The organism is Modicisalibacter radicis (genome assembly GCF_900961225.1).
Taxonomy (GTDB): Bacteria; Pseudomonadota; Gammaproteobacteria; order Pseudomonadales; family Halomonadaceae; genus Modicisalibacter.
On sequence record NZ_CAAHFN010000022.1, the window covers coordinates 45125 to 59611 of the forward strand.

The 14487-nt window shown below is 67.7% G+C and carries 14 protein-coding genes; 5 read left to right on the forward strand and 9 right to left on the reverse strand.

The window, feature by feature from the left end; all coding sequences use genetic code 11:
* Positions 1-5 precede the first annotated feature (5 nt).
* From rlmH to HR9077_RS01045, 4 genes are all read right to left on the reverse strand, one after another.
* Positions 6-470, reverse strand: a complete 465-nt coding sequence (gene rlmH, locus HR9077_RS01030) for a 23S rRNA (pseudouridine(1915)-N(3))-methyltransferase RlmH (RefSeq protein ID WP_136064231.1) — start codon at positions 468-470, stop codon at positions 6-8.
* Positions 467-829 (reverse strand): ribosome silencing factor, encoded by a 363-nt coding sequence (rsfS, locus tag HR9077_RS01035; protein WP_136064232.1) that lies wholly within the window; start codon positions 827-829, stop codon positions 467-469. Before rsfS ends, rlmH begins: the two co-directional genes overlap by 4 nt.
* 69 nt (positions 830-898) lie before the next feature.
* Positions 899-1522, reverse strand: coding sequence for a nicotinate-nucleotide adenylyltransferase (gene nadD / locus HR9077_RS01040; RefSeq protein ID WP_136064414.1), 624 nt, complete (start codon positions 1520-1522; stop codon positions 899-901).
* Between the two features lie 34 nt (positions 1523-1556).
* Positions 1557-2834 carry a glutamate-5-semialdehyde dehydrogenase gene (locus HR9077_RS01045; RefSeq protein ID WP_136064234.1) on the reverse strand — a complete coding sequence of 426 codons (1278 nt, stop codon included), beginning with the start codon at positions 2832-2834 and terminating at the stop codon, positions 1557-1559.
* 150 nt (positions 2835-2984) lie between these two features.
* On the opposite strand from HR9077_RS01045, the gene HR9077_RS01050 reads away from it, so the two are divergent.
* Genes HR9077_RS01050 through HR9077_RS01060 form a run of 3 tightly spaced genes read left to right on the forward strand, consistent with a single transcriptional unit; the run spans position 2985 to position 6199 of the window.
* Positions 2985-3845, forward strand: a complete 861-nt coding sequence (locus HR9077_RS01050) for a hypothetical protein (RefSeq protein WP_136064236.1) — start codon at positions 2985-2987, stop codon at positions 3843-3845.
* Positions 3846-4796, forward strand: a complete 951-nt coding sequence (locus HR9077_RS01055) for a diguanylate cyclase domain-containing protein (protein WP_136064238.1) — start codon at positions 3846-3848, stop codon at positions 4794-4796. It abuts the gene before it with no gap.
* Between the two features lie 2 nt (positions 4797-4798).
* Entirely contained in the window at positions 4799-6199 is a 1401-nt protein-coding gene (locus HR9077_RS01060) for a VTT domain-containing protein (RefSeq protein WP_136064416.1), read from the forward strand.
* 201 nt (positions 6200-6400) lie between these two features.
* Here the strand turns inward: HR9077_RS01060 and HR9077_RS01065 are convergent, their stop codons facing one another.
* Genes HR9077_RS01065 through mpl form a run of 3 tightly spaced genes read right to left on the reverse strand, consistent with a single transcriptional unit; the run spans position 6401 to position 9007 of the window.
* Entirely contained in the window at positions 6401-7024 is a 624-nt protein-coding gene (locus tag HR9077_RS01065; RefSeq protein ID WP_210725825.1) for a LysE family translocator, read from the reverse strand.
* Positions 7024-7647 (reverse strand): flavin prenyltransferase UbiX, encoded by a 624-nt coding sequence (locus HR9077_RS01070; protein ID WP_136064240.1) that lies wholly within the window; start codon positions 7645-7647, stop codon positions 7024-7026. The genes HR9077_RS01065 and HR9077_RS01070 overlap by 1 nt, the downstream gene beginning before the upstream one ends.
* Positions 7640-9007 (reverse strand): UDP-N-acetylmuramate:L-alanyl-gamma-D-glutamyl-meso-diaminopimelate ligase, encoded by a 1368-nt coding sequence (mpl, locus tag HR9077_RS01075; protein ID WP_136064242.1) that lies wholly within the window; start codon positions 9005-9007, stop codon positions 7640-7642. The genes HR9077_RS01070 and mpl overlap by 8 nt, the downstream gene beginning before the upstream one ends.
* Before the next feature lie 211 nt (positions 9008-9218).
* Here mpl and HR9077_RS01080 point away from each other — a divergent pair, with 211 nt between their 5' ends.
* A complete protein-coding gene (locus HR9077_RS01080; protein ID WP_136064244.1) occupies positions 9219-10478 on the forward strand; it encodes a 6-phosphofructokinase in 1260 nt (419 codons plus the stop codon).
* A gap of 214 nt (positions 10479-10692) precedes the next feature.
* Here the strand turns inward: HR9077_RS01080 and HR9077_RS01090 are convergent, their stop codons facing one another.
* Positions 10693-12405, reverse strand: coding sequence for a bifunctional protein-serine/threonine kinase/phosphatase (locus HR9077_RS01090; protein ID WP_136064248.1), 1713 nt, complete (start codon positions 12403-12405; stop codon positions 10693-10695).
* A 161-nt stretch (positions 12406-12566) separates the two neighbouring features.
* Here HR9077_RS01090 and ppa point away from each other — a divergent pair, with 161 nt between their 5' ends.
* Positions 12567-13097, forward strand: a complete 531-nt coding sequence (gene ppa, locus HR9077_RS01095) for an inorganic diphosphatase (protein ID WP_136064250.1) — start codon at positions 12567-12569, stop codon at positions 13095-13097.
* Positions 13098-13201: 104 nt separating this feature from the next.
* On the opposite strand, the gene HR9077_RS01100 is transcribed toward ppa, so the two are convergent.
* Complete coding sequence (locus HR9077_RS01100; protein ID WP_136064252.1) at positions 13202-14479, reverse strand: DUF2333 family protein; 1278 nt, start codon at positions 14477-14479, stop codon at positions 13202-13204.
* Positions 14480-14487: the final 8 nt, after the last annotated feature.

The following is a 14487-nucleotide window of genomic DNA, read 5'->3' on the forward strand; positions in this document are numbered from 1 at the left end:
GGCGTTCAACGGTGGTAGGGGTGGCCGACCAGCAGCGTCCAGGCACGGTAGAGCTGCTCGGCGACGATCAACCGCACCATCGGGTGCGGCAGGGTCAGGGGCGACAGTGACCAGCGCTGGTCGGCGGCCGCCGAGAGTTCCGGCTCGAGTCCCTCGGGGCCGCCCACCAGCAGCGCCACGTCGCGTCCCGAGTGGCGCCAGCGATCGGCCTCGACGGCGAGCCGCTCGGTCGACCAGGCCCGGCCGGTCACTTCCAGCGCCACGCACAGCTCGCCGTTCAGGCGCTCGCGCATGCGCTGGCCTTCGAGCGCCACGGCGCGCGCCACGGTGGCATTCTTGCCGCGAGCGCCCGGGGCTATCTCGATCACCTCGAGGGAAAAATCCCGCGGCATGCGCTTGCGATATTCGCCGACGCCCCGCTCCACCCAATCGGGCATCCTGGTGCCGACGGCCAGCAGCTTCAGCTTCACGCCTGCCCCCCGCGCACCTCCTCCTCGCTGTCGGCGGGCAGATCGGCCCAAAGCCGCTCGAGATCGTAAAGCCGCCGCGTCTCGGGCTGCATGACGTGGACCACCAGATCGCCCAGGTCGATCAGCACCCATTCGGCGCCGTTCTGCCCCTCGACGCCGAGTGGCCGCACCCCCGCGTCCTTGGCCCGCTCGACCACGTTGTTGGCCAGCGCCGCCACATGGCGTGACGACGTACCGCTGGCGACCAGCATGACGTCGGTGACACTGGTCAGCGCCGCGACGTCGAGTTCGGCAATATCCTGGCCCTTGAGTTCCTCGAGGGCATCCACCGCCAATGTCTTTAGTGCGTCGATCTGCATAGCTCCTCTAACGAAACAGTCTTGTCGGACCGCCATTCTACCCCGACGGTTCCGACGAGCGGTAAACAACTACCGGTAAAGATTGCCTGAGCGAATATAGTCCTCCACCGCGTCAGGCAACAGATAGCGCACGCTGCGGCCCTCGGCCAGGCGCGTCCGCAGCCCGGTGGCGGATATCGCCATGCGGCTGGGCAGTTGCAGGTGCAGCACGCCGCCCGCCGGGCGACGAAACAGCGCCTCGGCATCCGCCGCGTCGCGACCGGCGACGAGCCGTGCCAGGGGCCCGGGAAGCGTGCCCCGATGGCCGGGGCGATCGATCACCACCACATGCGCCAGCTCGAACACTTGCTGCGGCTCGTGCCATTCGTGCAGCTTCAGGAAGGCATCCATTCCCACGCTCATCACCAGCCGCGCCCGCTCGCCGTAGTCGCGACGCAGCGAAGCCAGTGTCGCGCCGCTGAAGGAGGGCCCGCCGCGCCCCAGCTCGCGGGCATCGGCGACCAGCCCCGGGGTATCGCCGATGCCGGCCTCGAGCATCGCCAGGCGCTGCTCGGCCGAGACCCCCGGCGCCTCGCGATGCGGTGGCACATGGGCGGGCACCATGTGGACTCGATCCAGCGCCAGCGCCTCGCGCAGCTCGACGGCACTGCGCAGATGCCCCAGGTGCACCGGGTCGAACGTCCCCCCAAACATGGCGATCCGCGGCGCGTCATCGCCCTGGTCATGCTCACTCACGAATCTGACCGTCACCCAGCACGACGTACTTGCGGGTCGTGAGGCCCTCGAGGCCCACCGGACCGCGAGCGTGCAGCTTGTTGGTGGAGATGCCGATCTCGGCCCCCAGGCCATACTCGAAGCCATCGGCAAAGCGCGTCGAGGCGTTGACAATCACCGAACTGGAATCGACCTCGGCGAGAAACCGCCGGCACAGCGTATAGGACTCGCTGACGATGGCGTCGGTGTGGTGGGAGCCGTAACGCTCGATATGCGCGATGGCGGCATCGATGCCATCGACCACCCGGATCGCCAGTACCGGAGCCAGATACTCCGTCGACCAGTCGGCCTCCTCGGCGACTCCGACCCCCGGGGCCAGTTCACGGGTCCGTTCGCAGCCGCGCAGTTCGACGCCGTGCCCGGCATAGGCCGCGACCAGCCCGGGCAGCAGCTCGCCGGCCACCGGCGCATCGATCAGCAGCGTCTCCATGGTATTGCAGGTACCATAGCGCTGCGTCTTGGCATTGACGGCGATGGCCAGTGCCTTGTCGCGATCGGCACTGGCATCGATGTACACATGGCACACCCCGTCGAGATGCTTGATCACCGGCACCTGCGCGTCGCGCGCCACCCGCTCGATCAGCGACTTGCCGCCACGCGGAATGATCACGTCGACATACTCGGGCATGGCGATCAACGCCCCCACCGCAGCGCGATCGGTGGTCGCCACCACCTGTACCGCGCTTTCCGGCAGCCCGGCATCGGCAAGCCCGGCGACGATGCATTCGGCGATCGCCGCGTTGCTCTCGCGGGCCTCGGAGCCGCCGCGCAGGATGCAGGCATTGCCCGACTTGAGGCACAGACTGGCTGCCTCGAGCGTGACGTTGGGTCGCGATTCGTAGATGATTCCGATCACTCCCAGCGGTACGCGCATCTGGCCGACCTGGATACCGCTCGGTCGGGTGCGCAGGTCGTCGATCGCCCCGACCGGGTCGGGTAGCGCGGCGACCTGGTGCAACCCTTCGATCATCGCCTCGAGCCGGGCGTCGCTGAGCGCCAGCCGATCGAGCAGCGCCGCGTCCAGCCCCGATTCCCGCGCGCGTTCGAGATCGCGTGCATTGGCGGCCAGCAGCGTCTCGCGACATGCCGCGACATGCCGCGCCATGGCCGCGAGCGCGGCGTTCTTGGCAGCACTGGTGGCGCGACGCAACTCGCTGCTGGTGCGGCGCGCCTCGCGACCCAGCTGCTGCATGTAGGGTGCGACATCGGTCGTCGCGAACTGTCGTGACATGCCCGGAAGTCTCCATCGGCGCACCGCACGCGACCCATGGCCGGCACGATGGGCACAGTGTTGGCGAAAAAGTCAGATACGAGTCGTCGCCGGGGGGGCGGGTATCGTACAGTGTCCGCTATTCGGATAGGAGAACAATAGTAAGCCACCATGGAACGCAAGTTCAAAGAAGGCCCCTACCGGCTGATCGTCTGGCTTACTGCCCTGCCGATCCTCGCACTGGCGCTGGTCTCGCCGGGCGAGTCGGCACCGTTGGTGCTGATTGTCGGGGCCTTGTCGCTGGTGATCGTCACCCATGTCCGGCCGGGCGGCATACGCCTCGCCAATGCCTGGCTACCCGCCTTGCTGGCGCTGGTGCTGACGCTGGTCCTGCAACTCGATCCGCAGCACTTCCTGCTGTGGCTATGGGCCTGGGCGGCGGTGCTGGCCTTGCCGCAACCGCTGTGGCTGCTGGCGCTCAATGTCGTCCTCGCGACGCTCACCTACTTCAACAACCGCGCGGTGTTTCCCCTCGAACAGGGTGTACTCGCCGGGCTGTTGCTGGCCACCGTGGGGCTGCTGGCCATCGCGCGCAACCTGCGCCGGCAGGTCAGCTGGCGCAGCCAGCGCCACTACGCGGACCGTATCCCGGACGTCATGCTCTGGTCGCGGCACCAGCTCGAGCTAGACCTGCCCGAGGAGATCGCCCGCTGCCAGCGAGAGAAGACCCATGGCATGCTGGTCCTGCTGCGTAGCCAGAAGCCCCGCCCATCGTCGCTGTCGCGCCTGCTGGTCGATCATGCGCGCGGCTACGAAAGCTGCTACCAGCTCGACCGCCACGTTCTCGCCGCCCTGCTGATCAGCCACGACGCCACGGAGGGGCGCCAGCGACGCGAATCCCTGGCGGCGGTGCTGCCAGGCACCTGCCAGGCGCGCTTCGTCACCCTGGTGCCGGGGCTCGAGCTGTCCGGACAGCTACGCGCCCTGCCGCGTCAATCGCGCCCGTTGATCGTTCTCGAGGAGTCCGCCTGAATGGCCTACGACGATCGCTCGCGCCTGGCCGACTGGCTCTTCCGCCTGGTCTATGTCAGCGGCGTGGCGCTGATGGGCAGCCACGCCCTGTGGCAATACATGATGGGCCACTACGGCGACATCCTGCTGCCGGCGACACTCACCCTCCTGCTCGGCGGGGCGCTGTTCGTACGCTGGGTCAACCCCGAGTTCCGCCGCCTGTCCATCTATCTGATGCTGATCAGCTGCTATCTGATCATCGCCACCGACCTGGTGCACCAGAAAGCCGTGGTGTCGCTGTTCTGGCTGGGCATGCCGCCGGTACTGACGATGCTGGTACTGCCGCTCGCCCCGGGGCTGCTGCTGAGCCTGTTCCTGACCCCGGTGTGGCTTGCCGTCGCCACTCCGGGTCTGGCCCTGGGCCCGGCGGCGCTGGCGTACCTGGCGCTGGTGGGCATGGCCGCGCTGCCCGGCTGGGTGGGCCACCGCCGCGCCCAGCAGCAGGATCGCTCGGTGCGTCGGGACCGCGATTGCGAGGCGCTGTCGCGCGAGACCCTCGAACGCCGGCTGGGCGCCGAGGTCGAGCGCGCCCGGGCACTCAAGCGCCCCTTCGCGACCCTGGTCATTCACCTTCCGCAACTGGAGATGGCCGACGAACAGTTCGGCCGCCCGCTGTTGCACGTCCTGCTCGATCGCATCTGCCAGACGATCCAGGCCAACTCCCGCCAGCACGATCTGCTGGGGCGCGAGCAGGCCTCGCTGTTCTGGCTGCTGCTGCCCGATACCGGCGAGGCCGGCGCGTTGATCGTTCGCGAACGCCTGCTGCACGCGCTGAATCGCGAGGTGATCGCCGAGACCGGCACCCTGCAGGCGCGGATTCGGGTGTGTCGCCTACACGCCGGTGAAACCCGCCAGCATTTCGAACAGCGCCTGCTGAGCACCGGACTCAAGCTGATGGAGCCCGTCCCTTGAGCATGACCGACTGGATGACCGCCTTCGTGCCCTCGCCCAGCTGGCTTTTCCTGATCGTCGCCGCCATTTCCCTGGTCGAATCGCTGGCCGTCGTCGGCCTGCTGGTTCCCGGCGTGGTCCTGATCACCGCCGCGGCTTCCCTGGCCGGCCACCATGAGCTGCCGATCCTCGGCCTGCTGGGCGCCGCTTTCATCGGCGCGGTCGTCGGCGACGGCCTGAGCTTCCTGTTCGGCTACTACCAGCGTCAGCGCATTCCGCACATACGTCCGTTTCGTAGCCACCCCGAGTGGCTGGCCCGCGGCGCGCGCTTCTTCCAGCGCTACGGCGTGCTGTCGGTGCTGATCGGCCGCTTCGTCGGTCCGGTGCGTCCGATCATCCCGCTGGTCGCGGGGATGCTGCATATGCGCCCGGCGACGTTCTTGTGGACCAACCTCGGCTCGGCACTGCTCTGGGCACCGGTCTACGTGCTGCCCGGCTACCTGCTGGGCCGCACCTGGCAGCAATTGTTCGACCTGCCCAGCGGCAGCCAACGCTGGCTGGTGCTGCTGGCGGTAATGATCGTCGTGCTGACGCTCGTCTTCTCGCTGCTGCGCAGCCAGCTCACCCGTCAGGGACGCGTCTACCGGCTGCTCGCCGGGCTGGCGCGCCGGCATCCGCGGCTGCGCCGTCTTTGGCTGGCACTGCGCTCGACACGCCCCGAAGCCGAACTTCCGCTGGCCTCGCTGGCGCTGTTGCTGGTCAGCCTGGCGGCACTGTCGGGATGGACGCTATGGGTGCTCAACCAGGACGGCCCGCTGGCCATGGACCGGCAACTCCAGGCCCTGCTGCTGAACCTGCCGCTCATGCCGCTGATCCATGTCGCCGAATGGATGGCCAAGGCCGGCGATGCGCTGGGCGTGCTCGCCCTGGTGGCGCCCTGGGCCGTCTGGCTGACGCGACGCCGGGCCTACGCCGTACTCCTGCACATGACCGCTGCCCTGGGCGGCATCGCCCTGGCCAACACGCTGTTCAAGCAGATGGCCGGGCGCGTACGACCCGACATTCCCGATTACCTCAGCGGCTCGTTTTCCTATCCCAGCGCGCATACCTCGACCGCCGTGGTGCTGTATGGGCTGACCGCAGCGTTCGTCGCCGATGCGCTACCCGCGCGGCATCGGGCACCGGTCTACTGGCTGGCGATCCTGATCTGCATCCCCATGGCGCTGTCGCGACTGGTGATCGGCGTGCACTGGCTCAGCGATCTGGTCGGCGGCGCCCTGCTCGGCCTGGTGGCCTGTGCGCTGGTACGCCTCAGCTATCATCGCTTCGCCCGCCATGCCCCACCGCCGGCGCCCTGGCTCGCCCTGTCGCTGGCCTCGTTGACGCTGCTGGCGGGTCGCATTCTGTGGCTGCCCCATGCCTGAGCGAACGATCGCGATTGGCCGGGAAATTCCTTTCCAGACTCCCGTCAATGCCGGGGGCCGGCGGCAAGGCGAAGCAAGGGTCCTTTGCCATGGAGGGCAAAGGTAGCGCCCAGGGACGGGTTCACGGCGCCCTTGCGCAGGCTTGTCGCCGGCAAGGGCAATATCGGGGGCGGCAAAACCTGCGAGTTGCGAAAGGAACGCCTAGCCCAGCGCCAGCCAGAGCCCGACCCCCACCATCAGGGTTCCGGCGATGCGATTGAGCAACCTGACGCTGCCGCCCTTGGCCAGCAGGTGGCTGGCGGTGCGCCCACCGGTGGCGTAGAGCAGCAGGCAGCACAGCTCGAGTGTGAGGATCATCCCCACCAGCGCCGCCAACTGGGGGACCAGCGGCAGCTCGGCATCGAGGAACGGGGGCAACAGGGCGATGAAGAACGCCCAGCCCTTGGGGTTGGCGACCGCCGTGACGAACCCCTGGGAAAGCAGCTGCCAGCGCGAGATGTCCCGCGCCCCGGTCGGCTCGCTGGGGATCGCCATGCGCCCGCGCGAGCGCCACATCATCACGCCCAGATACACCAGGTAGGCCCCGCCCAGCCACTTGAAGGCGGCGAAGACCAGCGGCTGGCGCAGCATCAGCGTCGCCACGCCGGCCCCCGCCGCCACGGCCACCAGGCCGACCCCGACCAGCTCGCCGGCCATCATCCACAGCGCGCGACGCACGCCGACGGTCATTCCCAGCACCATCGACAGGGTCATGCACATCCCGGGAGTCAGCGAGACCATGAAGAAGGTGGGGATGAATACCGACAGCAACGACAGGTTGACGATCACTGTGGCTCCCCCCAGCGCGGCATCAGCCGGTGCTCGATGCCCAGTTGATTGAGAATCCGCGCGACGACGAAGTCGATCAGCGACTCGACGCTGGTCGGACGATGATAGAAACCCGGCGCCGCGGGCAGGATCACCGCACCGAGCCGGGTCAGTGCCAGCATGTGCTCGAGATGGATGGCCGAAAACGGCGTCTCGCGGGGCACCAGGATCAACCGGCGACGCTCCTTGAGCGCGACATCGGCGGCCCGCTCGATCAGGTTGTTGCTGGCGCCGGTGGCCACCGCCGACAGCGTACCGGTCGAGCACGGGCAGATCACCATCGATGCCGACGCCCCCGACCCCGAGGCCACCGGGGCCATCCAGTCCTCGCGTCCGAAGCAGCGGATCTGCCCCTCGGCGGCACCACTGCGGTCGATCAGCGCCTCGGCGAGCCGCGCCGGCTGAGCCGGCAGGCGCTCGTCGGTCTCGGTGGCGATCACCATGTGCGCCGCCTTGGAAACCATCACCCAGACTTCGTGCTCGGCGGCCACCAGACACTCGATCAGGCGCAGCCCGTATTGCGCCCCCGAAGCCCCGGTCAGCGCGACGCTCACCGGGGGCTTGAACGCCGAATCAGCCATGTCGCGCCTCCAGGGCCGTCAGCAGCTTGTCGTGGATGCCGCCGAAGCCGCCGTTGGACATCACCACGATGCGATCGCCACGCCGCGCCGTGTCGACCAGCGTGGCGACCAGCGCATCGATGTCGTCGACCCGCTGCGCCGGCACCGGGCTGGTCTCGAGCAGTTCGTCCAGCGACCAGTCGAGTTCGGGCGGCTGATACCACCACACCCCATCGGCCTCGGCGACGCTCTCGGCCAGGCGCGAGCGCAGCGTGCCCAGGCGCATGGTGTTCGAGCGCGGTTCGATCACCGCCAGCAGACGCCCCAGCGGCGTCGCGGCACGCAACCCCTGGAGCGTGGTGGCGATCGCCGTGGGATGGTGGGCGAAGTCGTCGATGACCTGGATACCGGCGATCTCGCCACGCACTTCCTGGCGCCGGCGCGGCGACTGAAAGCGCGCCAGGGCGGCGCAACCACGCGCCAGGTCGACGCCACAGGTCGCCGCGGCGGCGAGCGCGGCGAGCGCATTGCGGGCGTTGTGCACGCCGGTCAGGGACCAGTCGACCACGGCGTCCTCGCCATCGTGCACGACCCGGAAGCGGCTGGCATCGTCACGTTCCAGCGCCAGGCGCCAGGCGCTCTCCTCGGCACCGCCGAAGCGCTCCAGCGGCGTCCAGCAGCCCATCTCGACGACACGCTCGAGTGCCGGTTCGCCGTCGGCGACCAGCAACCGGCCGTCGCCGGGAACGGTACGCACCAGATGATGAAACTGGCGCTCGATGGCCGCCAGATCGGCAAATATGTCCGCGTGATCGAACTCGAGATTGTTGAGCACCGCGACATCGGGGCGGTAATGCACGAACTTGGAACGCTTGTCGAAAAACGCCGTGTCGTATTCGTCGGCCTCGATCACGAACGGCGCCCCGGGCCCGCCGAGACGCGCCGATACGCCGAAGTTGCGCGGCACACCGCCGATCAGGAATCCCGGCGTCGCCCCCGCGGACTCGAGCAGCCAGGCCAGCAGGCTGGCGGTGGTGGTCTTGCCGTGTGTGCCGGCCACCGCCAGCACGCGCCGCCCGGGCAACACGTGCTCGGCCAGCCACTGCGGTCCCGAGACGTAGCTCAGCCGGGCGTTGAGCAGCGCCTCGACCTCGGGGTTGCCGCGCGACAAGGCGTTGCCGACGATCACCTGATCGGGGCGCGGCTCGAGGTTGGCCGCGCCGTAGCCGTCCATCAGCGCGATACCCGCGGCCTCGAGCTGAGTGCTCATCGGCGGATAGACATTGGCATCGGAACCGCTGACGGTATGGCCCAGTTCACGGGCGAGCAGCGCCAGGCTACCCATGAAGGTGCCGCAGATGCCGAGGATGTGCACGTGCATGACGGGGTCTCCAGCCCGGAAGTGTGGCTGGCGGCGACTCGCCTCAGCGAACCGCTCACCGGCGCGTGAGCCTAGCATGACGCCAATGGCGCTGCCATACGCACCCCGCCCGGGCGGCGCTGTCGTGCAGCAGCGGCCGCTTTCGGCTATGATGCACAGCCATCCCATCCCGCGTAATTCCCCGATAAAAGCAGGAGCAAAGGAAGCCCCTATGGCCCAGCACAACGCCTTCTACGCCCAGTCAGGCGGGGTAACCGCCGTGATCAATGCCAGCGCCTGCGGCGTGATCGAGACGTGCCGTCGCCACAGCGACCGGATCGGCAAGGTCTACGCCGGGCACAGCGGCATCATCGGCGCGTTGACCGAGGATCTGATCGACGTTAACCAGGAAAGCGACGAAGCCATCGCCGCTCTGCGCCACACGCCGGGCGGCGCATTCGGCTCGTGCCGCTACAAGCTCAAGGACATCGAGAGTCACCGCGCCCAGTACGAGCGCCTGATCGAGGTGTTCAAGGCCCACAACATCCGCTACTTCTTCTACAACGGCGGCGGCGACAGCGCCGACACCTGCCTCAAGGTCTCGCAGCTTTCCGAGAAGATGGGCTACCCGCTGACCGCCATTCATGTGCCAAAGACGGTGGACAACGACCTGCCGATCACCGACAACTCGCCGGGCTTCGGCAGCGTCGCCAAGTACATCGCCACTTCCACCCGCGAGGCGGCGCTGGACATCGCCTCGATGTGCGCCACCTCGACCAAGGTCTTCGTGCTCGAGGTGATGGGGCGCCATGCCGGCTGGATCGCTGCCGCCGGCGCGCTGGCCGGCAACGGCGAAGGCGAACCGCCGCACCTGGTGATCTTCCCCGAGATCCCCTTCGAACGCGCCAAGGTGATGGCACGCGTCGAACAGGCGGTGAAGGATTACGGCTACTGCGTGATCGTGGTTTCCGAGGGGGCCCGCTACGCCGATGGCACCTTCCTAGCCGACGCCGGCAATACCGACGCCTTCGGCCACCGCCAGCTGGGCGGCGTGGCGCCGACGCTGGCCGGCATGGTCAAGCAGGACCTGGGCTACAAGTATCACTGGGCGGTCGCCGACTACCTGCAACGCGCCGCCCGCCACCTGGCCTCGCGGACCGACGTCGAGCAGGCCTACGCGGTGGGACAGAAGGCCGTGGAGCTCGCCCTCGACGGCAAGAACGCGATGATGCCGGCGATCAAGCGCCTCAGCGACTCGCCTTACGAGTGGCGCATCGAAGCCGCGCCGCTGGCCGAGGTCGCCAACAAGGAGAAGTACATGCCGCGCGACTTCATTCGCGAGGATGGCTTCGGCATCACCGCCGCCTGCCGGCGCTACCTTTCGCCGTTGATCCAGGGCGAGGATTTTCCGCCGTTCGAGAACGGCCTGCCCATGGTCGCCTCGTTGAAACTCGCCAAGGTCGAACGCAAGCTGCCTGAATTCACGCTGTAAGGCTTGTCGTAGCCCGTAGCCCGTAGCCCGTAGCCCGTAGCCCGTAGCCCGTAGCTTACGAGCCTCGGGCTTCGAGCCGCGAACCCCAAAAGCTCACCAGCGCTTGTCGTAGCTCGTAGCTCGTAGCTCGTAGCTCGTGGCTCGTGGCTCGTGGCTCGTGGCTCGTGGCTCGTGGCTCGTGGCTCGTGGCTCGTGGCTCGTGGCTCGTGGCCAATCATTTCAACAGCCAGGAAAGCACCAGCAGCAACAGCAGCAGCCCGGCAATGCCCTGCCAGAGGCTGGCCGGCGCGCCGCCCCTCAAGTGCTCGCCATCGCGACGCTTGCGCGGCTCGCGCAGCGCCAGCAGGAATTCGGACAACCGCCGGAAGCGCAGCGCGCGCTGCGGGTCCAGGGCGCGGCACAAGGCGTCATCGAGTTCCGCCGGAACCGCCGGGTTACGGGTCCGCGCGCTGCGATAGCGCATCTGCTCGAGCCCGGTATGGCTTCGCAGCTCATCGGGCGACTGGTCGTAGGGCAAGGCATCGGTCAACAGCCAGTAGACGGTCGAGGCCAGCGCGTACTGGTCGCTGCGCCGACCGACCTCGTTGCCCAGCGCGTATTCCGGTGCGCTGTGGGCGTTGAGGCCCACTTCGCGAGCCAGCTCGCGCGCCTTTTCATTCTCCCCGTCACGCCGGAAACAGGCGCTGAAATCGCTCAGCACCACCTGACCGTGGGGATCGATGAGGATATTGTCGGGATGGATCTGCTGGTGCAGCACGTCGCGGCGGTGCAGTGCCTGGACCGCCTTGGCCAGCTGGCGGGCAATATCCAGCCGCTGGGCCAGGCTGGCCTGGGGATGGCGCTGCAGCCAGTCGCCGAGCGATTCGCCGTGCATATCCGCCATCAGGTAATAGAGGTAGCGGCGCGGCCGGGGCAACTCGATCAGCTTGGCGATGAACGGCGAGTTGATGTGCTCGGCGACCCACTGCTGCAGCAGGAAATGCTCGAGATAGGCGTTGCGGCTGGAAAGCTCGGGACTTGGCGCACGCAGCACCATCTCGGCGCGGCTGCGGTCATCGCGTACCCGGTAGACACGCGCCTTGGCGTTACGCGACAGGACTTCCAGCACCTCGAGGCCGTCGAGACGTTCGCCGACCGCCAGTTCCGCGGGCACCGGCAGGTTGCCGTGATGCGTCTCGACCGGATCCGATTCGGCCTCGGGCAGGCGGTCGATGCGCACCAGCTGAAAGCAGAACTGCTCGGCGCCGTAGCCACGCTCGCCGGCCCGCGCCCGGGCGGCTTCGGCCAGACGCTCACAGGCGGCATCGAGATTGCTGACATCGGCGCGGATCTGCTGCACGAAGTCGGAGGGCATCAGGGTCCCGCGTACCGCCCGGGTGGTGAACAGGAAAAGATCGCCCTGCTTGAGCGGTATCTGGGAGTAATCGATATCCAGGTTGCCGTCGAGCCCCAGGGCCCGCGACGGGTAGCGATAGCCGCCCAGATCGGTGACGTGATCGCGGGTGAGCTGTTCGAATTCGGCGCCGCGCAGACGAAACACCAGCGTATCGCCCATATGGAAGAGATGCGCGTCGCGGCCGCGCAGCACCATCAGCGACATCGAGCTGACGTAGCTGCCGCCCTCGATGTAGCTGCTCTGACTGTAGCTCCAGCTGTTCAGGGCCCGCAGCACGCGGGTCGCCGAGGTCTTGACGTCCCAGTGCAGCGGCGTGGAATAGTAGTCGGCGAGAAAGCCGCGCACGCTGAGATCACCGGCCTGCTTGGCGATGGCGTTGCGCCATATCGAGTCGCTGATCAGCGCGCAGGTGCCCTTGGTCCGCAGCATCTCGCCCTCGGTGACCAGGACCGACATCGAACTGCGATGACGCCGCCGCTCCGGGGCGACGAAGGCCTGACCATAACTCAGGGACAGCGCTTGTTCCGCCAAGTGTCGTTCTCCTTGCAGGTGGCCGCGGCGTGCCCATCATACACTGAGAGAGGGTCGCCTTCGCCTCGTCCCTTCGATGGATTGGTAATCCCCCGGGGCAGTTCGTATAATCCGCCCCATTTGGGCCCTAGCCTTCAAGCCGCAAACGCAAGGATTCGACGATGAGCTTCAATCAGATTCCCGCTGGAAAGGACCTTCCCAACGACGTCTATGTGGCGATCGAGATCCCGGCCAACCATGCCCCGATCAAGTACGAGATCGACAAGGAGATGGACGCTCTGGTGGTCGATCGCTTCATGGCCACGCCGATGTTCTATCCGGCCAACTATGGCTTCATCCCCAACACCCTGGCCGATGACGGCGACCCGCTCGACGCGCTGGTCGTCACCCCGCATCCGGTACAGCCGGGCAGCGTGATCCGCGCGCGTCCGGTGGGCGTGCTCAACATGACCGACGAAGCGGGCGAAGACGCCAAGCTGGTGTGCGTGCCGCATCACAAGCTGTCATCGCTGTACGACGACGTCCACGAAGTCACCGACCTGCCCGAGCTGCTGCGCCAGCAGATCGCGCACTTCTTCGAGAACTACAAGGATCTCGAGAAGGGCAAGTGGGTCAAGGTCGAGTCCTGGGACAACGCCGAGGCCGCACGCAAGGCGATCGAAAAGTCCGTCGCCGCCTACGCCAAACAGTAAGCCTCACCCGGCCAGCCGTTGAAACAGCCGGCAATCAGCAAGGCGCCGCTCCCGGGAGCGGCGCTTTTCGGTTGGGCCGAGGCGGCCAGCCCGGCGAGCCGCACCTATTGCTGCTGCGCCGCCGCGCCGTCGCCGGCATCGCCCTGGCCACCTTGACCCGGGTTACCGCCGGCCTCGGCATCCCCTGTCGAGGCCGTGCCCGCCTCGGCGCCCTCATCGGCGTTGTCGCCGGAACCGGCTTCAGACTCGTCCGTGTCACCCGCTTGTGGCGCATTGCTGGCAGCGCCGCCGGCAGCGGCATTCGATGAGGCCTCGGATGCCCCCGGCGCGCCGGAATTATCGCTACCGCCCTTGCTGGCTGCCGGCTGCGAGGCGCTTTGCGGGGCCGTGACCTCGACGCCCTGCACACTGCCGGCGAGCTGCCCCGTCAGTTCGGCGATGGCCTGGGTATGGTTGGCCAGCACCAGCGAATGGTTGGCGAAGATCCCGAAGCCGGAACCATTGAGGATCACCGGGCTCCAGATACGCCGCTGAGCCAGTTCCAGCTCGGCGATCAAACGCTCCAGGGTGGCGCCACCGTTGGCCTTGCCCAACACGTCGGCATAGTCGAGTCGCGCCGCCTTGAGCAACTGCAGCAGCCCCCAGGCGTCGCCCCGGGCCTCGAAGAACACGTTGTCGATGCGGAACCAGGGCGTGGCGTCGGGCAGTGCCGCGTCGTCGACACCCAGCTCGCGCAGCGCCTCGGGGTCGTCGACGCTCGCCAGCAACTGCTGGGTCAGACCCGAGAAGCGGCGGCTGACGGCATCCAGCCAACGGGCCAGACCCTCGCCATCGGCGGCGAACCCCTGGTCGTCGCGGGCGATACCGGCCAGGTAGCTTGCGAGCGCGCCCTGGGCCTGGCTGTAGCGTTTCTCCGCCGCCGGATAGAGCCAGTCCTCGCTATCCGACTGCAGCAGGGTGCTGGCGCTTTCCAGGGCATCCGTGCCGGCGGGACTCATCGCCGGCAACGCCTTGCCGAGGGTACGCACCTGAGTCAGCACGCCGTATTCCCAACTCGGCATGTTGTCCAGCCAGACCCCGGGCAGCAGCATGTCGTTGCGCAGCCAACCACCCGGCTTGTCCAGCAGTGTTTCCACCACCGTCAGCATGCTCGCGGTCAACCGCGCGCCACGCGGCAGGTCGGCATCCGCCGGTGCCCCCAGTTGCCGCGTGGTGGCCTGGCCGATATCGAAGGGTTCCGGGCGCTGGCTCCACCAGATTCCCAGTACCAGGCAGACCAGCAGGTAGACCACCAGCAGGGCCAGCAGGGGTTTCCAGATCCAGCCGTACTCGGGGCGCTCGAGTACCTCGGTGCGGCGCTTGCGGTTGCCAAACAGGGCCATGGGCACGA